The 23,305-nt window shown below is 38.1% G+C and carries 21 protein-coding genes; 6 read left to right on the top strand and 15 right to left on the bottom strand.

Annotated elements, in window-relative coordinates; genetic code table 11:
- Window positions 1-282: 282 nt before the first annotated feature.
- Both ACZZZC_RS04515 and ACZZZC_RS04510 read right to left on the bottom strand, forming a co-directional pair.
- The gene (locus ACZZZC_RS04515; protein WP_463486654.1) at window positions 283-942 is read right to left on the bottom strand and encodes a DUF1345 domain-containing protein; all 660 of its coding nucleotides are present in this window, start codon (window positions 940-942) and stop codon (window positions 283-285) included.
- 10 nt (window positions 943-952) lie between these two features.
- The gene (locus tag ACZZZC_RS04510; protein WP_463485024.1) at window positions 953-1,741 is read right to left on the bottom strand and encodes an O-methyltransferase; all 789 of its coding nucleotides are present in this window, start codon (window positions 1,739-1,741) and stop codon (window positions 953-955) included.
- 44 nt (window positions 1,742-1,785) lie between these two features.
- Here ACZZZC_RS04510 and ACZZZC_RS04505 point away from each other — a divergent pair, with 44 nt between their 5' ends.
- Together ACZZZC_RS04505 and ACZZZC_RS04500 are read left to right on the top strand one after the other, a co-directional pair.
- On the top strand, window positions 1,786-2,649 hold the full coding sequence (locus ACZZZC_RS04505; RefSeq protein ID WP_463485023.1) for a transglutaminase-like domain-containing protein: 864 nt from the start codon (window positions 1,786-1,788) through the stop codon (window positions 2,647-2,649).
- Between the two features lie 12 nt (window positions 2,650-2,661).
- On the top strand, window positions 2,662-3,774 hold the full coding sequence (locus ACZZZC_RS04500) for a glycoside hydrolase family 18 protein (RefSeq protein ID WP_463485022.1): 1,113 nt from the start codon (window positions 2,662-2,664) through the stop codon (window positions 3,772-3,774).
- 42 nt (window positions 3,775-3,816) lie between these two features.
- Here the strand turns inward: ACZZZC_RS04500 and ACZZZC_RS04495 are convergent, their stop codons facing one another.
- The 7 genes from ACZZZC_RS04495 to ACZZZC_RS04465 form a co-directional block, all read right to left on the bottom strand.
- Complete coding sequence (locus ACZZZC_RS04495) at window positions 3,817-4,647, bottom strand: hypothetical protein (RefSeq protein WP_463485021.1); 831 nt, start codon at window positions 4,645-4,647, stop codon at window positions 3,817-3,819.
- Window positions 4,648-4,729: 82 nt separating this feature from the next.
- Window positions 4,730-5,659: an alpha/beta hydrolase gene (locus tag ACZZZC_RS04490; RefSeq protein WP_463485020.1), complete on the bottom strand. Its 930-nt coding sequence runs from the start codon at window positions 5,657-5,659 to the stop codon at window positions 4,730-4,732.
- Window positions 5,652-6,050, bottom strand: a complete 399-nt coding sequence (locus ACZZZC_RS04485; protein ID WP_463485019.1) for a type II toxin-antitoxin system VapC family toxin — start codon at window positions 6,048-6,050, stop codon at window positions 5,652-5,654. Before ACZZZC_RS04485 ends, ACZZZC_RS04490 begins: the two co-directional genes overlap by 8 nt.
- Window positions 6,032-6,232, bottom strand: a complete 201-nt coding sequence (locus ACZZZC_RS04480) for a hypothetical protein (RefSeq protein WP_463485018.1) — start codon at window positions 6,230-6,232, stop codon at window positions 6,032-6,034. The genes ACZZZC_RS04485 and ACZZZC_RS04480 overlap by 19 nt, the downstream gene beginning before the upstream one ends.
- A 69-nt stretch (window positions 6,233-6,301) precedes the next feature.
- A protein-coding gene (gene prfB / locus ACZZZC_RS04475) for a peptide chain release factor 2 (protein ID WP_463486653.1) occupies window positions 6,302-7,376 on the bottom strand; the annotation gives its coding sequence in 2 pieces (ribosomal slippage) (window positions 6,302-7,315 and window positions 7,317-7,376; 1,074 coding nt in all).
- Between the two features lie 63 nt (window positions 7,377-7,439).
- Complete coding sequence (locus ACZZZC_RS04470) at window positions 7,440-8,744, bottom strand: amidohydrolase (RefSeq protein WP_463485016.1); 1,305 nt, start codon at window positions 8,742-8,744, stop codon at window positions 7,440-7,442.
- Between the two features lie 180 nt (window positions 8,745-8,924).
- Window positions 8,925-9,449, bottom strand: coding sequence for a hypothetical protein (locus tag ACZZZC_RS04465; protein WP_463485015.1), 525 nt, complete (start codon window positions 9,447-9,449; stop codon window positions 8,925-8,927).
- A gap of 158 nt (window positions 9,450-9,607) precedes the next feature.
- On the opposite strand from ACZZZC_RS04465, the gene pgi reads away from it, so the two are divergent.
- From pgi to ACZZZC_RS04445, 4 genes are all read left to right on the top strand, one after another.
- Window positions 9,608-11,254 (top strand): glucose-6-phosphate isomerase, encoded by a 1,647-nt coding sequence (gene pgi / locus ACZZZC_RS04460; protein ID WP_463485014.1) that lies wholly within the window; start codon window positions 9,608-9,610, stop codon window positions 11,252-11,254.
- Between the two features lie 199 nt (window positions 11,255-11,453).
- Window positions 11,454-12,767 carry a M16 family metallopeptidase gene (locus tag ACZZZC_RS04455; RefSeq protein WP_463485013.1) on the top strand — a complete coding sequence of 438 codons (1,314 nt, stop codon included), beginning with the start codon at window positions 11,454-11,456 and terminating at the stop codon, window positions 12,765-12,767.
- A gap of 29 nt (window positions 12,768-12,796) precedes the next feature.
- Window positions 12,797-14,878 (top strand): M16 family metallopeptidase, encoded by a 2,082-nt coding sequence (locus tag ACZZZC_RS04450; protein WP_463485012.1) that lies wholly within the window; start codon window positions 12,797-12,799, stop codon window positions 14,876-14,878.
- A gap of 149 nt (window positions 14,879-15,027) precedes the next feature.
- Window positions 15,028-15,558, top strand: coding sequence for a DUF4251 domain-containing protein (locus tag ACZZZC_RS04445; protein ID WP_463485011.1), 531 nt, complete (start codon window positions 15,028-15,030; stop codon window positions 15,556-15,558).
- 822 nt (window positions 15,559-16,380) lie between these two features.
- Here the strand turns inward: ACZZZC_RS04445 and ACZZZC_RS04440 are convergent.
- The 6 genes from ACZZZC_RS04440 to ACZZZC_RS04415 form a co-directional block, all read right to left on the bottom strand.
- Window positions 16,381-17,463, bottom strand: coding sequence for a glutaminyl-peptide cyclotransferase (locus ACZZZC_RS04440; protein ID WP_463485010.1), 1,083 nt, complete (start codon window positions 17,461-17,463; stop codon window positions 16,381-16,383).
- Complete coding sequence (locus tag ACZZZC_RS04435; protein WP_463485009.1) at window positions 17,441-17,806, bottom strand: YraN family protein; 366 nt, start codon at window positions 17,804-17,806, stop codon at window positions 17,441-17,443. The genes ACZZZC_RS04440 and ACZZZC_RS04435 overlap by 23 nt, the downstream gene beginning before the upstream one ends.
- Window positions 17,807-17,915: 109 nt before the next feature.
- Window positions 17,916-19,904 carry a DNA primase gene (gene dnaG, locus ACZZZC_RS04430; protein WP_463486652.1) on the bottom strand — a complete coding sequence of 663 codons (1,989 nt, stop codon included), beginning with the start codon at window positions 19,902-19,904 and terminating at the stop codon, window positions 17,916-17,918.
- 145 nt (window positions 19,905-20,049) lie between these two features.
- The gene (locus ACZZZC_RS04425; RefSeq protein ID WP_463486651.1) at window positions 20,050-20,709 is read right to left on the bottom strand and encodes an SGNH/GDSL hydrolase family protein; all 660 of its coding nucleotides are present in this window, start codon (window positions 20,707-20,709) and stop codon (window positions 20,050-20,052) included.
- A 16-nt stretch (window positions 20,710-20,725) separates the two neighbouring features.
- Window positions 20,726-22,303 carry a serine hydrolase gene (locus tag ACZZZC_RS04420; RefSeq protein ID WP_463486650.1) on the bottom strand — a complete coding sequence of 526 codons (1,578 nt, stop codon included), beginning with the start codon at window positions 22,301-22,303 and terminating at the stop codon, window positions 20,726-20,728.
- A 57-nt stretch (window positions 22,304-22,360) separates the two neighbouring features.
- Complete coding sequence (locus ACZZZC_RS04415; protein ID WP_463486649.1) at window positions 22,361-23,302, bottom strand: hypothetical protein; 942 nt, start codon at window positions 23,300-23,302, stop codon at window positions 22,361-22,363.
- Window positions 23,303-23,305 lie beyond the last annotated feature (3 nt).

Genomic DNA, 23,305 nt, shown 5'->3' with positions numbered 1-23,305 from the left:
GTTATATTATTGATTTATCAGTTTTCAACTTGACTATCACAGGGTAAAATATACTAGGTCAACCTATTATGGCAAAAATTAAAATGAATTACCCTAAAGTTTTGAGAAGGTATTACACTAGATGAATAGCCAATATGCAGCTGTCTTTGTTTTTAAACCCGATCGAAGCGAGATGTTCCCCGATTTTTTATCGGGAGCAGAAGCGGGAACGGGACAGAAAGCCGCCACGAAACAGAGGACTGATCATTTCCAAATAATTGATCGGCAAAATAACTTCTGAAATTAGTGACTTAATCCAGCCAATGCATTAATGGTTAAAGCCACAATTATCGTGTTGAAAATAAAAGCGATTAAACTGTGCAGCAATGAAAGCCGACGAATTTGACGGGAAGAAATTTCGACATCGGAAACCTGAAAAGTCATTCCTAAAACGAAAGAAAAGTAGGCAAAATCAACAAAATCTGGCGATTCATTGCCGGGAAAATCCAATCCTGAGCCTTTTCCATTTTCGTTATCGCCATAAAAAAGATGCGCATAACGCATGCTGAAAGTGGTATGCACCAGGAACCACGACAAAAACATTCCTGACAAGGCAATAACCAATGAGAGCGGTTTGATATCTTTATTGATTAACAGAAGAATTACAGCCAACAAACCGGCGAAGGTAGAAACCAAAACAATTGCAAAAATCTCTTCCTTAGTTTCATCTTGAATTTTTGCTTTTAAGCAGGTTTCGATAGGTGATGTTTTGAAAAACATGAACCAGTGCAGTGATATCAGCATTAAACTAAAAATATCCCAGCCAAACATCACGTGGGTGAGCATGTCAGTTTTTAAGAGCAACGAGCCGAAAAAACCTAAAACCCCCACAAAAAAGCTAATTAGCAAAATATACAATGCCGATAACTTCTGGATACCTTCAAGTTTGGGTTCGATTTTCATACTGGTTTGTTTACTGATTAAATTTCAGCTTGAAATGCTCTTTGGCTTGTCCTTTTTTGAAATAAACCAATCCAATCCAAAACAAATCAACTGTTACTGTTACTTCTGGATGGTTTTTGATCTCTTCCCAAGCTTCCTTCATTCCCTGGCTCCAGTAAATATCATCAAAAATGAGCAAAGAATTTTCGGTAACTTTTGGCAAACACCATTTAAAGTAATTTAAGGTAGCATCTTTGCGGTGGTTGCCATCAATATAAACGAAATCGAGGCTTGGCTGCTTAGCAATAATATCGGGTAAAATGAGGTCGAAATTACCTACATGAAGCTCAATGTTATTTAGATCGAGATCCTGGAAATTTCTCTTTGCCACCTCGGCCGTTTGAGGACAGCCCTCTATAGTAATAATTTCAGCTTCGGGACAAGCTTTCGCCAAGTATGATGAGGTAATTCCTAAACAAGTGCCCAGTTCGATTGCTGTTTTTGGATTAGTGTTTTCTGCTAGCCGATAAATAAGTTTAGCTAACCGCGGACTTTTAAGTGCATTTTTAGCGATTTCACTAATCTTCTTTGTTCGGTTCTTATTAAGATGAGAACCTGCCCCCAGATCTGTGACGGTGATTTTGGAATCGTCAGAAAAAAGTTTTTTTCTTTGCTCTTCTATATTTTTGTATTGAGATTTCTCGCTAAAATCGTAAATTACCGCATCAGCTAGCTTGTATACGAATGGTGAATGCGTTCCATGACGGGTTTTCGCTGTTAAACGATGTTTAATGTAATCGGTAATAAATTGAAATAGCATAATATTGCAAAAGTAATTAAACGCGGCAAACGTGTGTATGTTTTATGGAAAATATCGGAGAGATAAGCGCATTAGTTAAATTATTGGATGATCCGGATGAAGAAGTTTATCAGCATGTTGAGCAAAAACTGCTCGAATATGGTGGTGAAGTGATTCACTATCTGGAAAATGCCTGGGAGCAATCTTTTGATGGGCTTTTGCAGGAACGAATTGAAAACATTGTTCACCAAATCCAATTTAAAACGGTTAAAGAAGATTTGAATTTATGGTATTTGAGCGGTGCTTTCGATTTGATGCAGGGTGCGCTCATCATTAACCGTTATCAATATCCTGATTTGGATGAACAAAAAGTGATTAACCAAATAGAGGAAATTAAAAGAGATATCTGGCTGGGCTTACAATACGAAATGAGTTCGGTAGAAAAGGTAAAATTGATTAACCATGTTTTGTACCAACAATATGGTTTTGGTGGCAACACAAAAAATCACCACGACCCTCAAAACTCTTATTTAAACCAGGTTTTGGAGAGCAAAAAAGGCAATCAAATATCGTTAGCCATCATTTACTCTACCCTTGCCCAGAAATTGGATTTGCCAATTTATGGTATTAATTTGCCTCAGCATTTCATTTTGGGTTTTATAGATGAAAGTAAACAAGAAGGAACTGAATACGGCGTGTTGTTTTACATTAATGCGTTTAACCGAGGAAATATTTTTGGCAAACATGATGTTGATCAGTTCCTGCGCCAACTAAATTTAGAATCACTCCCAGAATATTACAGGCCATGCAGCAATACAGATATCATTCGCAGGGTAATTAGGAATTTGATTTCTGCTTACGAAAATGCCGGTGCAACAGAAAAAGTGAGAGAACTGAACGAACTGCAAAATATTATTGCCGAACCTTAAACATCCTAAAAATTGAAAAAAATCTCCCCTCTGTCTTTTTCTTCATTTATTATTTTCGCAGGATTTATCTGCTTTGCAAATAATCTTCAAGCACAAAAAATAGCTAAGCCAAATGTAATAGCCTATTACACTGGTGGCGGCGAAACTTTAATAGACAGCTTCCCTGTAGAGAAACTGAGCCATTTAATTTACAGCTTTGGGCATGTTAAAGGCGATAGCCTGAACATTAAAAGTGCTAAAGATTCGGCTTTGATTTCGAAAATGGTGGCATTAAAGAGCCGCAATAAAGATTTGAAAGTGATGATTGCCATGGGAGGTTGGAGTGCTTGCGAACCCTGCTCGGAAGTATTCAGCAGAAAAAACGGACGGGAAACTTTTGCCAAAACCACTAAAGAACTATTGGATTATTTCCATGCAGACGGAATCGATATCGACTGGGAATATCCTGCAGTAGTGGGTTACCCAGGCCATAGATACACAGAAGCTGATAAACACAACTTCACTCTATTGATTCAGGAGTTGCGCAAAAAACTGGGCAAAAAAGCCGAGATTAGTTTTGCTGCCGGAGGTACAAAAAACTGTATAGATTCTTGTTTTGAGTGGCAAAAAGTAATGCCTTTAGTAGATCGCGTAAACTTAATGAGCTACGACCTGGTAAGCGGTTATGCCACACAAAGCGGGCACCATACACCACTTTTCTCTACGCCGCAACAACAACTTTCTGCAGATTGGGCCATAAATGAAATGATTAAAGTAGGCGTTCCACCCCAAAAAATTGCTTTAGGTGCAGCTTTCTATTCAAGAATTTTCCAAAACACTACGGATGCCAACCATGGGTTATATCAACCAACAAAATTCTTAAGTGGCGTTTCTTATAAGAATTTCCCAGATCAGTTTACGGTAGACAAAGGTTTTCAATACTATTGGGATGATGTAGCCAAAGCGCCATATTATTACAATGCCGCTTCAAAACAACTTGTTACTTTCGATGACCCAAAATCAATTGCTTTAAAAACCAAATATGTAGTTGACCATAATTTAAACGGTATTATGTTTTGGGAGTTAACGGATGATGCTTATTCCAATGGACTGGTAGATGTTATAGCTGAAACTTTAAAGAAATAAAAAAGCCGCAAATTAAATTGCGGCTACTCAATATTTCCATTGCTATTTACAGTCCCAGGTTAAGGTATTCGATATTTGATATTCATCGGTTAAAATAAGTTTACCAGACTCATTTTGATAACTTTTGGTAGCTAAAATAATTGATGTGGCATTCCCTTTTGCATCGAACTGATATTTATGATCAACAACATCCTGTGCGGATATAACGCCATTTGTTGGATTAACATGTGAAATAGTCGATTTGATCAATACGTTTTTAGATTGGATGCCGTAGTATTTGCCCGGAAAATAATCTACATGGCCTGTAAGCGGATCGGCCATTTCATAAGTATTCACCGCAGCCGAACCTGAATATTCGTAAACAGTAATCTCCTGTTCGCCACCACTTGCAAAAGTTACGACTGATTTAGTGAGGTTACCACCAGTGTAAGTAATTACATCTGTAGAATTTAATTCTCCATTTACATAGTTCTTTACCATAGCAAGGTAACCCTCTGCATTGTAGGTATAGTCCCTCTTGATATCGTAACTTATTCCGTTAATCTGAATATAATCTGGAGACGAACTGCTCACTGCTCTTCCGTTTGATAACGAAATTTCACTAACTTTTCCGTCCGGATCAGTTGCAGTAATTTTATTCATTGAGTAAGCATAATTGAGAATTTCATCATTACTTACTCCCTTGATTACCTTACCAGACGCATCGTAAGTAAAACTGAGATTGAAATCTCCAAAACCAGGCAATGTTAAAACCAGATTGCTCAGCTTACAGTTGTTCCCATTCGGGTCGTTATAATTGATTTCCTTTTGACAGCTTGCGATAGAAATAATGGCAATAACAGCCACCATTGCAAGTTTAATTTTATGATTCATTTGGCCAGATTTAGAGCGTAAATTGTTGGCTACAAATATATTAAAATTATTCTTTCCAGAAACTATTGGCTTTTAGCCCAGATTAGAAATTTCCTTTTACTTTAAATTTTTGAACTTTTAACCATCCGGCCATCAGGCTAAACCAGTCGGTGGTGCTCGTTTTGTTAATTAGCCCGAAGCCATGACCGCCTTTTTCAAAATAGAAAAGGTTACTTGGAACTTTAGCAGCAAGTAATGCTTTATGCATTAATTCGCTATTTGCTACAGGTACGGTTTTGTCATCTTTAGCGTGTACGAAATAAGTTGGAGGTGTTTTTTTAGTTACATTTTCATTTGCAGAAAAGTACCTTTTTAACGAATCTGGCGGATTTGGCCCTAATAGATTTTTCATCGTCCCTGTGTGTACCGATTCTTCGAAACTAATTACTGGATAAACCAGCACACCGAAGCTTGGTCGTAAATCTATTTTTTCCGGGTTCGCTATTTTTAAATCGTTATAATGTGTTTCTAAGGTAGAGGCGAAGTGTCCACCTGCCGAAAAGCCCATTATCCCTATCTTATTGCTTTTGATATTGTATTGTTTAGCAGCCTTTCTTACTAAATAAATGGCTTGCTGTGCATCCTGAAGCAATGCGTAAGTTTTATCAACCATGATTTGATCACTCGGCAAACGATATTTTAAAACAAAAGCGGTTACCCCAATGGCATTGAAACGTTTGGCTACATCTGTTCCCTCATGACTAAAAGCAAGCGCTCCATAACCACCCCCCGGGCAAATAATTATTGCTGTTCCGGTGGCGATATCTTTTGGCGCTTCAAATACCGTAAGTGTTGGTATCGAAACCTTCGTAACGCTTAATGTACCATTAGATCTTACCTCGGTATTTTCGACATAAGTTGAGGGTGTAGGCTTTGCCCCTGGAATGCTATCAGTATACAAAGGAATTACTTCTTGTGCTTGCATCGAAAAAAAACAAAAGAGCATCATTAAGGTTAGTAATATTTTATTCATTGGAAAAGTTATTTGGATTTAAGCAACTCAATTGCTCTACTCTGGCGAAATCTTTATCATTATCTGCTATTAATATTAAATCGTGCACTAAAGAGGTAGCTGCTATCAACGCGTCAGGTAACTTTAAATTATAGTTTTTTCTTATTCTAATTGTTTCTGTAATAACCCCATTTTCTAAACCCAATATCAGCGCACCAGATACAAATCTTTGATAGATGATGATGTCATCAGGATTTTTGGGTTTCCACACTTGCAACTCTATTTCTGAAATGAATGAGATTACCGCTTCAGTATCAACAACGTTATCCATGAAAGTTAAGCCATCAGATGGGAAGGTACCATTAAGATACTTTATAGCCGCTGAGGTGTCAATCAAATATCTCTTTGCCATTCACCACGCAAATCATTAAGCTGAGCATCGATTGCTCCTGCGCTCATAGGTTCTTTAATTTGATTTCTTAACGCAGATATTTTCACAGAGTTTTTTAGAACTTTTATAAGTTTTAGTTCCTCTAGCTCTTTCAAAATTTTATAAGCCTTTTCGTTTGTTAACTCAATAGTCAGCGTATTCATAATAATATGGGGATTAAATAAAACTGTCCGCAAATCAAATATACAAAAAGTAAAATTTAGATGTGAGTTTTAAAATTCCATTAAATAAGCTTTCAAAAAGTCGTTGATATCACCATTTAAAACGGCATCAGGGTTAGAGGTTTGATAGTTGGTACGGTGATCTTTAACCCTTCGGTCATCGAGCACATAACTTCTAATCTGCGAACCCCATTCTATCTTTTTCTTCGATCCTTCTACCGCAGCAATGGCTTCATTGCGTTTACGTTCTTCAATTTCATATAATTGAGATTTAAGTAAACGAATAGCATTCTCTTTATTCTGCAACTGCGATCTCGACTCCTGATTTTTGATGATGATACCCGATGGTTTGTGGTACAAACGAACAGCGGTTTCCACTTTATTTACGTTCTGTCCACCGGCTCCACCTGCTCTAAAAGTTTCAAATTCAATATCTGCCGGATTGATGTCAATCTGAATGGTATCATCAACCAACGGATAAACGTAAACCGATGCAAAAGAAGTATGGCGACGGGCATTCGAATCAAACGGAGAAATACGCACCAGACGATGAACGCCGTTTTCCCCTTTCAAATAGCCATAAGAAAAGTCGCCATCAAACTGAAGCGTAACCGATTTTATTCCTGCAATCTCCCCTTCCTGACTATCTTGTTCGGTAATTTTGTAACCATTTTTATCGCCCCACATCATATACATCCGCATGAGCATGTAGGCCCAGTCGCAACTTTCGGTTCCTCCAGCACCGGCCGTAATTTGCACCACGGCGGAGAGTTGATCTTCTTTGTTACGGAGCATATTTTTGAGCTCCAGTTCTTCTACTGAAGTTTTGCTGATCTCAAATTGCTCTTGGAGTTCTGTTTCTGATGCATCGCCAGATTGAAAAAACTCAAACATCACTGCTGCATCTTCTACCGCATTATTGGTTTGATTAAATCCATCTGTCCATTTTTTCTTTGAACTGATTTCTGCTAATATTTTTTCTGCTTTTTTTGGGTCGTCCCAGAAATTGGGCGCCATCGTTAATTTTTCCTCTTCACGGACGGCGTATAGTAGCTCATCGACGTCAAAGATGCCTCCTCAGAGACGTTACTCTGTCTCTTAAATCCTGAATCTGTTCTTTGGTCATAATGGCAAATATATAAAATTGAGTTGATTTAACTGACCAGATCGATTGATTTAAAACTCGTTCTTACTTCTTCATCCCCATATAATCCAGCGTTAAATTGGATAATAATTTTACGCCTAACACAAAGCCACTTTCATCCAAATAAAAATCAGGGGTATGATGAGAAGCCGTTTTTAAAGGATCTTTACCCTTTGGCATGCCACCAAGAAAGACAAACAAGCCTGGTATTTTTTCCTGAAAAAATGAAAAGTCTTCAGCGCCAGTAACAGGCGGCTTAAGCATTACATTGTCGGCTCCGGCAGTTGCTTTCATACTTGGAAGCATTTTTTCTGTTAATGCGATATCATTGAATGTTACCGGATAATGATTGCTATATGGAATTTTAACTTCTGCAGTTCCACCACCAGCCTCGGCTGTTTTAGTGGCAATGGTTTTAATACGCTCGATGAACATCGCTTCATCTTCTTTGCTGAAATTACGAACCGTTCCGAGCATTTCTACCTTTTCAGGAATGATGTTCGAACGAACGCCACCATTTATAGCGCCAATAGTGACCACTCCTGGGTTTTCCGTAACATTTAAATTTCTACTAACGATGGTTTGAAGATTGTTTACAATTTGTGCTGAAATGACGATTGGATCAATACTGCTCCAAGGGTAAGCACCATGCGCTTGCCGGCCTGTAACCGTAATTTTCATATCATTTACCGCGGCCATTGTTCCACCCGGGCGATAGGTTACTTTCCCAACTTCTGTTTGTGCATTGATGTGTAAGCCAAAAATAGCTTCAACTTTTGGGTTTTCCAGTACGCCTTCCTTAATCATCAAAGCGGCACCGCCTTCTTCTCCTGCCGGAACACCTTCTTCTGCGGGTTGAAAAATGAATTTTACTGTACCAGGGATATCCTTTTTCATAGATGCCAGGACCTCTGCTACGCCCATTAAAATGGCCATGTGGCTATCATGACCGCAAGCATGCATTACACCAACTTCTTGTCCGTTATAATGTGTCTTTACTTTTGAAGCGAAAGGAATATTTACTCGCTCGGTAACAGGCAGGCCATCCATATCCGCCCGTAATGCAACCACCGGACCAGGCTTACCACCTTTTAAAATGCCAACCACACCAGTTTTAGCAACGCCCGTTTTTACCATTATGCCCAACGATTCGAGATGCTTTGCAATGATTTCCGCTGTTCTGGTTTCGGTATTGCCCAATTCAGGATGTTCATGAAAATCTCTTCGCCAGGCGATTACTTTTTGTTCTAACGCATCAGCTTTTTTGGCAACAGATGAATGTAAATCTGATTGCTGAGCAAGGCTGGCTAACGAAATCAGCAGAAAAGGGATGATGTATAATTTCTTCATAGGAGATGATTAGTTGAATGGCTAATTTAACAAGAAAAAGCTGTATCATATAAACAATCTGTTATTTTCAGCCTGTCGAATTACTTATTAAAACACCAATTAAGGCGTTTCGACAAGCTCAACGTGACAAAGTTGAAGATGTTTAGATTTATGATACAGCTTCTTTCAATTTAAAAATCGCTAATTAAACATGCCTTTCAGCTTATCTAATATCCCACCTTCGGCAGGATTTTCATCATTTTGGTTAGCTGCAGGCGCTTGTCCGCCTCCGTTAAACATCCCAATTACATCGCTCACATCAAATTTACCATCACTTCCACCAGCCAAACTGCCCAGTACATCTTTAATATTGAACGAACTATCATTTGGATCGGCAGTTTTTTGGGTTAGTTTTCCAATGATTACGGGGATTACCGTTGCAGCCAATTTTTTAGCTGTTTCTGCATTTATGCCTAAACCCGCTAATTTATCTGTAAAACTTCCAGCTGCCTGCTGTGTAACCGCTGATCCTTCTGCATTTCCAGAATTAAAAATTTCGGCTAATCCACCTACATTTCCAGAGGAAATTTGATCTTTTAACGTATCAAAAATGGAACCTGAAGCCGCTTGAATTACCTGTTCATTTTGCTCATTTGGAATTTCGCTGTTATTTACAACGCTGTCCTGTACGTTTTCACGCACCAATTCATTTAAATTTTCTAACATATCGTTTGTTATTTATTTTATTGTTGGGTGCAAAATTTCAACGGGGACTAATATTAAAGTTACACTATAGATTCAACAATAAAAATTCTTATGGATTTTTGAACATTAAAAGACAGAATTAAAAATTTGCTTTATTACTTTTACAAAAAACAAAGACTATGCTACCAAAAATAAATTTTACTGAAACCGAGGCATATAAATACCTGGCCGATCATTTTATAGATATTAATCAAAAAAGCATTAAAGATCTTTTCGCAGAAGATGCAGATCGTTTCAACAAATTTTCTGTTTTTTTTGAAGATATCTTGCTAGACTACAGCAAGAATAGAATTACAGATGAAACCTTGGCTTTGTTAATTCAACTGGCCCGCGAGTGTAAATTAGACGAAGCCATTAAAGCCATGTACAATGGCGATAAAATTAATGAAACTGAAGATCGTTCTGTACTTCATATTGCACTGCGTAATTTAAGCAATATACCCATTTTGGCTGATGGCAAGGATGTAATGCCTGAAGTAAATGCCGTGCTTGCCAAAATGGAAAAATTTAGCAACAGCATTATCAGTGGTGAATGGAAAGGTTATACAGGAAAAGCCATTACCGATATTGTGAACATAGGAATCGGAGGTTCAGATTTAGGACCTGTAATGGTTACCGAAGCCTTGAAACACTACAAGAACCATCTGAATATTCACTTCGTTTCTAATATTGATGGAACGCACATCGCTGAAACCCTTTCAGGATTAAACGCAGAAACGACTTTGTTTTTGGTGGCTTCGAAAACATTTACTACACAAGAAACCATGACCAATGCGCATTCTGCCCGCTCGTGGTTTTTAGAAAATGGTGGTAAAGAGAATGATATTGCCAAACATTTTGCTGCCTTATCTACCAATGCTAAAGATGTTTCAGCTTTTGGAATTGATACCGAAAACATGTTCGAATTTTGGGACTGGGTTGGCGGCCGGTATTCTTTATGGAGTGCAATTGGTTTATCTATTTCATTAAGTATTGGCTTCGATAATTTTAAAGAACTTTTAGCTGGTGCCCATGCAACAGATAACCACTTTAAAACCGCAGAATTTGAAAGCAACATTCCTGTAATTTTAGGATTATTAGGCGTTTGGTATATTAATTTTTACAATGCAGAAACGCAGGTAATTTTACCTTACGATCAATATATGCATCGCTTTGCAGCGTATTTCCAACAGGGAGATATGGAAAGCAACGGCAAACATGTAGATAGAAATGGCAACGAAGTTGATTATGAAACAGGGCCAATTATTTGGGGCGAGCCTGGTACAAATGGGCAGCATGCATTTTATCAACTGATCCATCAAGGTACCAGAATTATTCCTGCTGATTTTATCGCTCCGGCTCAAAGCTTAAATCCACTGGGAGACCATCACCCGATTTTACTATCTAACTTTTTTGCGCAGACCGAAGCTTTAATGAACGGTAAAACCGAAGAAGAGGTTACCGAAGAACTGAAAAAAGATGGCAAGTCGGCAGAAGACATTTCAAAAATTGCTCCGTTTAAAGTTTTTGAAGGAAACAGACCAACGAACTCTATTTTATTGAAAAAAATTACGCCATACACTTTAGGGAGCTTGGTAGCTATGTATGAGCACAAAATTTTTGTTCAGGGTGTCATATGGAATATTTTCAGCTTTGATCAGTGGGGTGTGGAGTTAGGTAAACAATTGGCTAAAAAAATTCTTCCAGAGTTGGAAGGTGATGAGAAAGTGGCGAGCCACGACAGTTCGACCAATGGTTTGATTAATCAATATAAGACTTGGAGGTAAAACCTACAGGTAGTTTTGGCTTTTGAAAAGAAAATCAAACAAAGTTTAGCAAAAAGCGAGTTTTATACTCGCTTTTTCTATTTATAATCAATATTTTAGGGCACCCTTAGCCAAGTGGCAAATCCAAATTAACTTATTAATGAAATTTTCTCTCGCTTCTCGCCTTTGATTGTTTCTAATCATTAAAAACAAATTACGAATGAAAAAAAGATTTCTTTTTGCTTCGGCCCTTTCCATTTTATGTTTAAGTGCCTCTGCTCAAAAAGTACAATTTACGGAGTTCGACCTTGACAATGGTCTTCACGTTATTTTACATCAAGACAAAACCGCACCTGTAGTAGCCGTTTCTGTAATGTATCATGTTGGTTCGAAAGATGAAGAAACAGAGCGCACAGGCTTTGCACACTTTTTCGAGCATTTATTATTTGAAGGATCGGATAATATCAAACGCGGTGAATTTATGAAATTGGTGAGTAGCAATGGCGGGCAGAACAATGCAAATACCTCTCAAGATCGTACTTTTTATTATGAAGTGTTCCCCTCAAATCAATTGGAATTAGGCCTTTGGTTAGAAAGTGAAAGAATGTTGCACCCTGTAATTAATGAAGTTGGCGTAAAAACCCAAAATGAAGTTGTTAAAGAGGAAAAACGATTGCGAATTGATAATGCGCCTTACGGAAAGTTTACCGAAAAAATATTCTCACAGTTGTTTGCTGGCCATCCTTATCGTTGGCAGCCAATTGGCTCAATGGAACATTTAGATGCTGCAAAACTTAGTGAATTCATTGCGTTCTTTAAAAAATATTATATCCCTAACAATGCGGTTTTAACTATTGCTGGCGATTTAGATATCGAAAAAACCAAAGGTCTGGTTAAAGCTTATTTTAACGAGGTACCAAAAGGAGCACCGGTTGTTCGCAAGGAGTTCAAGCTACCAGAAATCACCAAAGAGATTATCGATACCGCTTACGATGCCAATATTCAAATTCCGGCAATATTTGCAGCGTATCGCGTACCGGGAATGAAAAGCAGAGATAGCAAAGTATTAGGTATGATCAGCTCTATTTTATCGGGTGGCGGAAGCTCAAGATTGAGTACTAAAATGGTTGATGAAAAGAAAACAGCCTTACAAGTAGCGGCTTTCAATTACAGTTTAGAGGATTACGGTGCTTATATCACTTTAGCCCTACCAAATAAAAACACCCCACTAAACGATTTATTGAAAGATATCGATGAAGAAGTATCGCGTTTACAAACGGATTTAATCAGCGAAAGCGATTATAAAAAGTTGCAGAATAAATTTGAAAACGATTACGTAAGCGCTAACAGCAGAATGCTCGGAGTTGCCGAAAATTTAGCTGCAGGTTACACCTTCCACGATAAAGATACAAACGACATCAACAAAGAATTAGAAATAATAAGATCGATTACCCGTGAGGAAATCAGAGACGTTGCTAAGAAATACCTAGGCAAAAATCAACGAGTTGTTTTGTATTACTTACCTAAGAAATAAGTGCTTTATATCTTACATTATTTAAAATCATGAAAAAATTATTCATAATAGCTGCAATTTCCTTATTGGCTCAAGGTATTTCGGCACAAACTATAAATCGCAGTCAAAAACCAAAACCTGGTCCGGCGCCTGTAATTACTATTGGCGATCCGGTAATTTATAAACTGGCCAACGGCATCACTGTTTTAGTGGTAGAAAATCATAAGTTACCGAAAATCTCAGCGAGCTATAGTATCGATGCTGGTCCGATTACCGAAAGCACTAAAGCTGGCGTGGTGGGCTTAATGGGAAGCATGTTAAATGAAGGAACAACCGCTAAAACCAAGGTCCAATTCGATGAGGCGGTAGATCAATTAGGTGCCGATGTTGGCGCTAGTGCATCGGGAGGTTCGGCTTCAGCTTTAACCCGTTATTTTCCTCAGGCTTTCGCTTTAATGGCAGAAAGTATTAGAAAGCCCGCATTCCCTGAAGCTTCTTTTGAAAAGATAAAATCTCAAACAATCACGGGGTTAAAATCAAACGAAAAAAATGCCAAAGCAATATCTTCACGTGTGGTAGATGCCCTGGCTTATGGAAAAAATCATCCTAACGGAGAATTTGAGACGGAAGCATCTATTAACGGTTTAACTTTGGCTGATGTGAAAAACGCTTATGCCAAATACATCACTCCATCTAGAGGTTATTTAACTTTTGTTGGCGATATTAAACCAGAAGCGGCAAAAGCGCTTGCAGAAAAAGCATTCGGCGATTGGAAAGGCGCAACATTGACTTTACCTACATTAGCAAAAGTGAGCAATCCTGCTAAAACTGAAGTTGATGTAATCAATGTAAGCAACGCGGTACAATCTGAAATTACGGTGGTAAATTTAATCGACTTACCAATGAGCAATCCTGATTACTTTCCACTTCTATTAGCTAATCAAATCTTAGGCGGAGGTTCGGAATCCAGATTATTTATGAATCTACGTGAAAAACATGGCTTTACTTATGGCGCCTATTCTAGCACAGGCGCCGGACGATTTCAGTCGAAATTCTCCGCTAACGCAGCCGTTAGAAATGAAAAAGTTGATAGTGCCGTAGTTGAATTTTTGAAAGAGATAAATACCATCCGTACGGCAAAGGTATCTGCGGAGGAGCTGCAAAATGCAAAAAACCTTTATAATGGAAGCTTTGCATTAGGCCTCGAAAACCCTGCCCGTATTGCTGGCTTTGCTAGCAGTATTTTGATTAATGATTTACCTAAAGATTTTTACCGTACTTACTTACAAAAATTAAATGCGGTAACAGCTGACGACATTTTAAGGGTTGCCAAAAAATATTACAATCATGACAATACCCGTGTAGTAATTGTTGGAAAAACGGAAGCTTTTATTCCAGGCTTAAAGAAAGCTGGGTTTACAGTCAATCAATTTGATAGTTACGCAATGCCTGTTACAGCTGCCGCTACTACTAGCACAGCCACTACAAAAGCTGCTAAAGATGTTATAGCAAGTTACATTGCAGCAATAGGTGGAGAAGCAGCGATTAAGAAGATCACGTCGTTACAACAAAATGGTGAAATGGACATGCAGGGCAACAAGTTAACTGTAACCATGAAAAACATGGCGCCGAACTCAAATAGCATGGAAATATCTATGATGGGACAAACTGCAATGAAACAAGTTTTTAATGGAACCACGGGATATGCCACGCAAATGGGGCAAAAGAAAGAATTAACTGGAGATGACCTGACAGAAAAGAAAGAGGAAAAAGGTTTGGTAAGTCAATTGTACTATGCCACTGATGGCTGGAAAGTTGAATCGGCGGGAACAGCAAAAGTAGGAACAGCCGACGCTTATAAGTTAGCAATTACTTCACCATCTGGCAAAAAGAAAACTGAATATTATGATGTCAAGACTGGTTTGCTTTTGAAAGATGAAAAAACGGTAACAAAGGGCACTGTAGAAATTAGTCAATCGACGGAGTATGGTGATTACAAGAAAGTAGAAGACCTATTATTTCCTCATTCATTGACGCAAAGCGTCCAAACTCCACAAGGCTCGCAAGAGTTTGCCATTATAATTAAGGAAATTAAAGTGAATCCGCCCCTAAAAGCAGAAGAATTTAATTAACGAGTTATTTTGAAGATAGAAAGCCGTTGCATTTAAAATGTAACGGCTTTTTATTTTTGGTGACTATCTTTACTTTTTCATCATGATCATTTATGGAATGTTTGAAACTTGCACATCTTTAAATTGTTATACTTTAAAACACACAAGTTATGAAACAATTAAGATTAATACTGAGCTTGGTTTTGGTGAGCTCATCATTATCATTATTCGCACAGACAGATAAACAAACCACAGAAAAAATAATTAAAGAGCAGAACTATACATTTGTAGCCAATTCTGCGATCCCGATGGCTAATATGGATGTTTCAAGAGTTTTGGAAAGAATGCCCGGAAATCCAAGTGGATCTTACATCAATTTATCAGGAAGTAACTACGACTTAACAGTAACTAAGGATAGCATTATTGCTTACTTACCATTTTATGGAAGAGCATTTAGTGCACCATATAACCCGAATGAAGGCGGAATAAAGTTTACTTCAAAAGATTTTACTTACAAGCAAACTGTGAGTAAAAAAGGTGCCTATACTGTTCAGATAAATACGAAGGATGTTAAAAGGGAAAATTATAGGTTTACGTTAAATGTTTCTACAAGTGGATACGCTACTTTAGTTGCCTCGGGAAACAATAGGCAACCGATTACTTTTAATGGGGTATTGCAAGAGTCGAAGAAGAAAGATTAAAATTTATAAGAAGGAGGTGGAAATCTAATCCTGTATTGGGCATTAAGATCCCCAGTCAAGCTGAGGATGACGCCCGTTTATACAAACCGTTCATGATTTGGAATAAGCAACCAGTATCGCACAGCCATCCCGTCATTCCCGCGTAGGCGGGAATCTTAAAGCGACAAATACGTAAATATGATAAAGATCCCCAGGCAAGCTGAGGATGACGGCCGTTTATACAAAACGTTCATGGTTTGGAATCAGCAAGCAGTATCGCATAGCCACTTCGTCATTCCGCGTAGGCGGGAATCTTAAAGCGACATGTAAGAGGTAGGATTAAGATCCCCAGTCAAGCTGAGGATGACGGCCGTTTATACAAAACGTTCATGATTTGGAATAAGCAATCAGTATCGCACAGCCACTTCGTCATTCCCGCGTAGGCGGGAATTTTAAAGCGATAGATAAGAAATTGCGTTAAGATTTCCAGGCAAGCTGAGGATGACGGCCGCTTATACCGACCGTTCATGGTTTGAAATCAGCGAACAGTATCGCACAGCCATCCCGTCATTTCCGCGTAGGCGGGAATCTTAAAGCGATAGATAAGAAATATGAGTAAGATCCCCAGTCAAGCTGAGGATGACGACCGATTATGCGAAACGTTTATGATTTGGAATTAGCAAGCATTTTTAGATATGGCAAGCTGAGGATGACGGCCGTTTATAGCAGTCGTCTTTGCCTGCCTGCAGAAGGCAGGCGAGGCAAAGACTTAGATTAAAAACATTAATTTTAGAATGAAGACTGTTCGTGGTCGGTGTTCTACCGACCATTTGAGAATTATCTTTACTTCTTTACCAACTGAATCTGATAAATATGGGGCCATTTTTTACCCGTTACAAACAGGCTTTTTGTTGCTTTATCGTAGGCAATCCCGTTCAGCACATTGTTCGCCTTTTCGTCTTCGGTTTTGAAATTATCTGCAGAAAAAATCCCTGCCAAATTGATACGTGCTTCAACAGCGCCATTATCTGGGTTGATGATCAAAATATCGTTTGTGGTGTAAACATTAGCGTAGATTTTTCCATCGATAACTTCTAATTCATTAAGATTTTGAATTGGCCCTTTATTGTCATAAACATCAATAGAACCGATGCGGTTGTACTTATCTTTATCTAAAAAGAAGATTGTATTTGAACCATCTGTGTTAAGCACCTTTTCTCCATCAAAAGCTAAACCCCAACCCTCTCTTCCGGTAGTGTAAGAAAATTCTGAAAGTTTTTTCATGGTAGCTTTGTCGTAAACAAAACCCACTTTTTCACGATAGGTAAGTTGAATGATTTTATCACCAATAACCGTGATTCCCTCTGCAAAATATTGTTTATCAACCGGTGTTGATTGAACTATTTTACCTGTTGATGGTTCTACTTTGCGCAGACTCGAATGGCCGTAATCGCCAGCGCTTTCATAAAAAAATCCATCATGATATTCTAAACCTTCCACGTATGAAGCAGTATCGTGAGGCAGTGTTTTAATTACTTTGTAAGTATATTCCACTGGTGCCTGTGCAGCCAATACATTAATATTGGTCGTTAGCTCTTCAGCTTCTGTACCTTCGTAAATTTTGGCAGTTAAAATATGGCTTCCCAGCTTCAATCCTGCTGTTTTAAGCTTAACGACCGAAGTGTCCGTTTTAGCGATAACTTTAGCTGTATCAATTAAATAGACAACAGAATCTACTCTCTTGTCCTTTCCAAATTGAACTTTAACTTCAAATTCATTTCCAACAGGAACATTTAAGCCAATCATCGGCGATAAGAAACTTCTATATTCCCCTGGTTTATCATCCTTGCATGAGCTGACAAATACAACGATAATTGCGATGAAAAGTGAGTTTTTGATTTGGTTATTCTTCAGGCCAAAAAGCATCTTCAATGTGATTTAGGTTATAACTTTTATTTTTTGTAAAGGTAATCGCAATTATATCAAAACGAATATCATTTTGATGATTCATAATTTCTATATATTCAGTTGCGGCCAGCTCCATTTGTTTCCGCTTTCCATCATGTACAAACTCCTCCGGCTGGCCAAAGGCAACAGATGTTCGGGCTTTTACCTCCACGAAAACCATAATTCCATCTTTATACACTATTAAATCTATCTCCGATTTACCATGCGTCCAGTTCTCGTCCAGCACTTCGTAACCTTTACCCTCTAAATATTGTTTTGCAATACTTTCTCCTTCTCTCCCTAAATCGTTATGAATTGCCATTTTGATGAATTATTGAATAATCGATTTTTGAATGAGTGAATGATACCTGTATGAAGAAATGAATAAACTGCCCTGATCTAAAAATCCCTAAGTCTTGTTAATTCTGATCCTATTTCACAATTACTGAACCTAAGAACTTAGATATTTCCCGTTCCACTCCTTTAATTACACCGTAACGCTGCATTAAAATCATTTGGTTATCTGCATCCTTTTCGTCTTTGATTTCTTTTAACAAATTGGTCAAAATCTTATCAACCTTTCTTTTCTTCAGATGAAAGATACCTCCTAAAATGGTTGCTTTGAGGTTCATACTTTCATCTTTAACGTAAATCAGGTGTTTATTAAGCCAGTTTTCACTTAAAGCATATTCTGATGTAGAAAGCGTGATAGCTAAATCTGCAAGGTCGCGATCTTCATGTTTTATAAAATGATTTGCAGTCGGTAATCTTCCGTTGTCAATCTCCGTTTTATAATGCTCGATAATCCTTTTACAAAGCGAATTCTCAAAGTCGACGTCTGCCAGGTTTTGCATAATAAACGAACCGATATACATGTCATCGATTTTGTCCCAATTTACAAATTCATGCCCGTAAGTTAACAACAAGCGTACTATTTCCTTCTCCTGAATTTCGTCTGTTCCCGAAGCTGTTTGTTGGCTATCCGGGCCAGCATTGTCATCCCAAAAATCGTCTGGCGGCCCTAACGGCTCAGGGGGACCAGAAGAATAAGGATTACTATTGTTGTTTGAAAAATTACTTTGAGCCCTTTGATTGCTTTCGAAGTTTTTCTTCACTTTGTTTGAGCGCATTTTATTCAACTCGCTCATCAAAATCTTTTCTTCAATTTCAAGCAGGCTGCTCGATTCACGAACAAAAACCGACGCCTTAATTGGGTCAGGGATTTTCGCAATACTTTCTACAATATCGCGGATAATTCCAGCCCTCTTTATCGGATCATCGCCAGCATCCTTCAATAAAACATTGGCCTTGTAAAGGATAAAATCTTTTCGATTTTGCTCTAAATAAGTCTTGAAAGCGCCAGCACCTACATGATGCATATAGGAATCGGGATCATGCCCATCGGGAAATGAAACGATCTTAACGTTTAGTCCCTCTTCCAGAATCATATCCAAACCACGCAATGAAGCCTTTATCCCGGCGGCATCACCATCAAATAAAATCGTAATATTTTGCGTGAAACGACCAATAAGTTTAATCTGTTCAACAGTTAAAGAAGTTCCGGACGAAGCGACAACATTTTCTATACCTGCCTGATGTACAGAAAGTACATCGGCATATCCTTCGGCCAGATAACAGTTATCCAAATCTCGAATTGCCTTCTTCGCATGGAACAAGCCATAAAGAACATTCGATTTGTGATAAATTTCGCTTTCGGGAGAGTTTACATATTTAGGTACGTTTTTATCGGTTTTGAGGGTTCTGCCACCAAAGCCAATTACCCTGCCTGTAAAACCATGAATAGGAAACATCACCCGGCCACGAAAGCGGTCGTAAATTTTCCCATTATCGTTTTTGATAGATAATCCGGTAGATTCTAAAAACTCTAGTTTATGACCTGCATTGGTAGCGCTTTGAGTCAGTGCATCCCAAACATCGGGCGAATAACCTACTTCAAATTTCCTAAGGATATCTTCCCGAAAACCACGCTCTTTAAAATAGCTGAGTCCAATTCCTTTCCCTTCATCTGTTTCCCAAAGTTGTTTTACAAAAAATGTTGATGCAAATTGAGATACGATGTACAAACTTTCTTTGGCGCTTTGTGCCTCGGCATCTTGCGGCGTGAGTTCAGTCTCCTCAACCTCAATATTGTATTTGTTGGCTAAAAACTTAAGCGCTTCCGGATACGAATATTTCTCGTGATCCATGATAAAACGCACCGAATCGCCTCCTTTTCCGCATCCAAAGCATTTGTAAATCCCCTTGGTTACCGAAACGTGGAAAGAAGGGGTTTTTTCGCCATGGAACGGGCAATTGCCAATTAAACTAGTTCCGCGTTTTTTTAAGTGCACAAAATCCCCTACTACCTCCTCAATTCGGGCAATATCCATTATCTTATCTATCGTTTCGCGGTTTATCATAACCCCAAACCCCTAAAGGGGCTTTTCCTTTCTTTCGTTTTAATACCTATTCCCAAAACTTTGTTTTTATATCGCTTTATGGAATTTTACGTTTATCATACTATTTCATCCTTGCCAGTAATTGCCCCTCTAGGGGACTAGGGGGTTATTTCACCAAAGGCAATAACTGATCAGCCACCAATTTATTTCCAACCTCGTTTAAATGAACACGATCTGTAGTTAAAATACCTTTATCTTTGTCCTCAGGGTTGTTTTTCGCTTCGTAGTCAGTGAAGATTTTCCTCAAATCGCAGATAGGTAAATTATTTTTTGCAGCCAGCTTTCTTATTCCTTCAGAATATTTATTTAAGTCTGCATCAAGTTCATTCGTCCCGTCTTTCTTTTCTCCCACAACAGATGGTGTAACTAAAACCACCTTACTACCTACACCCTGAATTTTGTTAATCAGAGCTTGATAAAATTTTAAATATTTGTCATAATCAGTTCCGGTATGTGATGATTGTTTGTGCCAAACATCATTAATCCCCACATAAATAACTACCAGATCTGGTTTTTTATTTAATACATCATCTTCCAAGCGCAAATACAAATCGTACACTTTGTTGCCACCAATACCAGCTCCTGTAACAGCATACTTGGTAGAATCTAAAGCTTTTTTTATTAAGGTAACATAGCCATTTTTCGAAACGCCTTGCTGCGTGATAGAGTCTCCAAAGAAGATAATATGTTTTGGTTTAAATGTCATTGAAGTCAATGCAATTAGGCAAAAGCTTAGTAAAATGCCTGTTCTGAATAAATTTTTCATTGAAATATAGGTTTGATTATTTTTGATCAATCTTTTTTAGATCCAGATCCTGAAAATCGAAACTAAAATCGGTTAATGGAGAAATTGCCTCCATTTTAAAGCCTGTAGGTTTTCCTTCGGTATCAAGCGAAAAGTTCACAAATGCATCCGCATCCATACTTCTATCGTACCATTTAACAATAAAAGTATTGCCTTTGTAATACACCATATCGCCGGTTAACTTTGGGGAGTTTCTTGCCTGGAAATGCATTTTCCCATTTACATTGCTAATGGTAACTACACCAAACCAAACATCGTTGTAAGTACCGAAATAATTTTTTAAGTCTGGCTTGTTAATACCGTCTTTTTGAGCAGAGGCGATATCAGCCCAAATTTTATCAGTCACTTTTTTAGCGTCTTCCTTATCTTCTTTCTCACTGTCGGTTACTTCTTTAACTCTGTCTTTGCCCTTGATACCGAAATAGCCATCCTTAATGGCTTCAGTAATTGCAGTAAAAGCGCCTCCAGATTGTTGATTCGTCAGCACGATAATTCCCAATTTCAAATCTGGTATTAAAGTTACTTCACTTACCATTCCGGCCAGACCACCGGTATGCTCAGCCACCATATAACCTTTTTCATCACTCAAAAACCAACCTAATCCATAACCAAAGAAATGCCTGTTATAATCGCCTTTTCCCGCAGGGATGATGCTGTGCAAGGTCCACATTCTGTTCTGCGAAGCTCTGCTAAATAAGGTTTTGTCTAATTTCTCGCCATACTTCCCTCCGTTTAATTGCATAATCGCCCATTTGCTCAAATCTGCTACGCTCGAATTCATTCCGCCAGCGGCATTGCTATTCTCGGAGAAATCTTTTGGGATGACTGATACTTTCCCATTCACAGGCGCATGTGCATCAATAATATTCGTCTTATCTTTTAATCGATTAAAAGAAAGCGCAGTTTTATTCATGCCTAATGGTTGCGCAATTTTTTGCTCAATAAAATCTTCATATTTCATTCCAGAAATCCGTTCGATTACTTCGCCTGCCACGATGTAAAGTAAGTTATCGTAATCCCATTTGGTACGGAAACTAGAAACAGGTTTGAGATACCTTAAGTTGTGAATGATTTGTTTTTTTGAAACCGTGGAAGAATCAGGCCAAATCATTAAATCACCAGCACCAAGACCTAATCCACTTCTATGCGAAAGTAAATCACTGATGGTAAACTCAGAAGTAACATATGCATCGTATAATTTAAACTCGGGAATAATGTCGGTTACTTTCTTGTCCCAGGTAATTTTCTTTTCATCTACCAGCATGGCTAAGGCTGCTGCTGTAAATGCTTTGGTGTTCGAGGCAATACCGAAAAGGGTATTTTCATCAACCTTTAAGTTATTTTTTAAAGACCGAACACCATAACCTTTGGCGTGGATTACCTTTCCATCTTTTACTACTGCTACAGCAATACCAGGAACATTTAAAGCAGTTAAGGTTTTTTCTGCAACACTGTCGATTTGTTTAGATGTAAGTATCTGAGCAGACAGATTCGTACTGCAAAAGATCAGTAGAAAACTCGCCTGTATAAAGATTTTTTGAAATGATAATCGCATGGAGGGTGGGTTTAAATATCGCTTAAAAATAATCATTCTTTCAGGGGCATTTTTCGCCTACTTATCCTTTTCGAGCTTATAATTTTTATGTACAATGAGGAAGCTTGCCCGCTCTTCTTTTTTGAAAGGGTAGTCCCAATTGCCCTGATACGTAATCTTGGTAGGGAGTTTATCATCGCCGAAATAACCCATTTCGATATTCATTTGAACATCAAAATCAAAGAGCATGTTGCCATATTTCATATCAACATAACGCCCCAAAATATTGAAATTTCGTTTATCAAAAATTGTAACCAGTTCTTTGATCATGATGCCATCTTTTGTCCAACTGGAGATATCTGGTTTGACAGAAACTTTAAAGCGATAAACAGGAATGGAATCTAAATAAGTGCCACTGGTAAACGCATAATCATAATACTGGCGCATATTTGCCGAAAAAATTTCTGTTTTACTGCCAATAAATGGCACTTTAACTGGCCGACCGGGATTGAAGATTAGCGTTTTTAACTTGTTTTTGTAGCTCTCGTTAGTACCACCTTTTCCGTCAGCGGCTGGTGCATTGGGCACAAAATCGGTGTTATAAGCATTCATAAAAATGTAATCGAACATTTCTACCGTATATAATTGATACTTACCGTTTTTCTTATAAAGGTTACCACTTTCTTCTTTCACCAAATACTCCATTTTATACTGGCCGGCGTTGTTGTGCTTTATTTTCCGATAAATTTTTCCATCAACTTTGTTTTTCTTGTTATAGCTGAAGATTCTGTTTTCAGCTATGAAGCTGTAGCGCTTCATGTCTCTGAATGATTGATAGAAAGATGTATCATTTACCACTTTATTAATGAAGGTTTCGATGTTTAACCGCTCCGCCTTGATATTCACTACAGAATCTAAAGTAATTGTTTTAATCGTATCGGGATTAAAACGAGGAATTTCTTGAGCAAAACCACTAAAAATGAAAGCGGATAAAATGGTAATCAAAAATAATTTCTTCATGTA

The sequence above is a fragment of the Pedobacter sp. AC212 genome, from assembly GCF_979258625.1.
Note: the sequence above shows the minus strand (reverse complement) of the source record. Positions and strands in the feature narration are given on the sequence as shown.

What these genes read in the sequence shown, in the direction of transcription:
- ACZZZC_RS04515 (WP_463486654.1), bottom strand. Translation starts at nt 942, where the DNA reads ATGAAAATCGAACCCAAACTTGAAGGTATCCAGAAGTTATCGGCATTG.
- ACZZZC_RS04510 (WP_463485024.1), bottom strand. Translation starts at nt 1,741, where the DNA reads ATGCTATTTCAATTTATTACCGATTACATTAAACATCGTTTAACAGCG.
- ACZZZC_RS04505 (WP_463485023.1), top strand. Translation starts at nt 1,786, where the DNA reads ATGGAAAATATCGGAGAGATAAGCGCATTAGTTAAATTATTGGATGAT.
- ACZZZC_RS04495 (WP_463485021.1), bottom strand. Translation starts at nt 4,647, where the DNA reads ATGAATCATAAAATTAAACTTGCAATGGTGGCTGTTATTGCCATTATT.
- ACZZZC_RS04490 (WP_463485020.1), bottom strand. Translation starts at nt 5,659, where the DNA reads ATGAATAAAATATTACTAACCTTAATGATGCTCTTTTGTTTTTTTTCG.
- ACZZZC_RS04485 (WP_463485019.1), bottom strand. Translation starts at nt 6,050, where the DNA reads ATGGCAAAGAGATATTTGATTGACACCTCAGCGGCTATAAAGTATCTT.
- ACZZZC_RS04480 (WP_463485018.1), bottom strand. Translation starts at nt 6,232, where the DNA reads ATGAATACGCTGACTATTGAGTTAACAAACGAAAAGGCTTATAAAATT.
- ACZZZC_RS04470 (WP_463485016.1), bottom strand. Translation starts at nt 8,744, where the DNA reads ATGAAGAAATTATACATCATCCCTTTTCTGCTGATTTCGTTAGCCAGC.
- ACZZZC_RS04465 (WP_463485015.1), bottom strand. Translation starts at nt 9,449, where the DNA reads ATGTTAGAAAATTTAAATGAATTGGTGCGTGAAAACGTACAGGACAGC.
- pgi (WP_463485014.1), top strand. Translation starts at nt 9,608, where the DNA reads ATGCTACCAAAAATAAATTTTACTGAAACCGAGGCATATAAATACCTG.
- ACZZZC_RS04455 (WP_463485013.1), top strand. Translation starts at nt 11,454, where the DNA reads ATGAAAAAAAGATTTCTTTTTGCTTCGGCCCTTTCCATTTTATGTTTA.
- ACZZZC_RS04450 (WP_463485012.1), top strand. Translation starts at nt 12,797, where the DNA reads ATGAAAAAATTATTCATAATAGCTGCAATTTCCTTATTGGCTCAAGGT.
- ACZZZC_RS04445 (WP_463485011.1), top strand. Translation starts at nt 15,028, where the DNA reads ATGAAACAATTAAGATTAATACTGAGCTTGGTTTTGGTGAGCTCATCA.
- ACZZZC_RS04440 (WP_463485010.1), bottom strand. Translation starts at nt 17,463, where the DNA reads ATGCTTTTTGGCCTGAAGAATAACCAAATCAAAAACTCACTTTTCATC.
- ACZZZC_RS04435 (WP_463485009.1), bottom strand. Translation starts at nt 17,806, where the DNA reads ATGGCAATTCATAACGATTTAGGGAGAGAAGGAGAAAGTATTGCAAAA.
- dnaG (WP_463486652.1), bottom strand. Translation starts at nt 19,904, where the DNA reads ATGATAAACCGCGAAACGATAGATAAGATAATGGATATTGCCCGAATT.
- ACZZZC_RS04425 (WP_463486651.1), bottom strand. Translation starts at nt 20,709, where the DNA reads ATGAAAAATTTATTCAGAACAGGCATTTTACTAAGCTTTTGCCTAATT.
- ACZZZC_RS04420 (WP_463486650.1), bottom strand. Translation starts at nt 22,303, where the DNA reads ATGCGATTATCATTTCAAAAAATCTTTATACAGGCGAGTTTTCTACTG.
- ACZZZC_RS04415 (WP_463486649.1), bottom strand. Translation starts at nt 23,302, where the DNA reads ATGAAGAAATTATTTTTGATTACCATTTTATCCGCTTTCATTTTTAGT.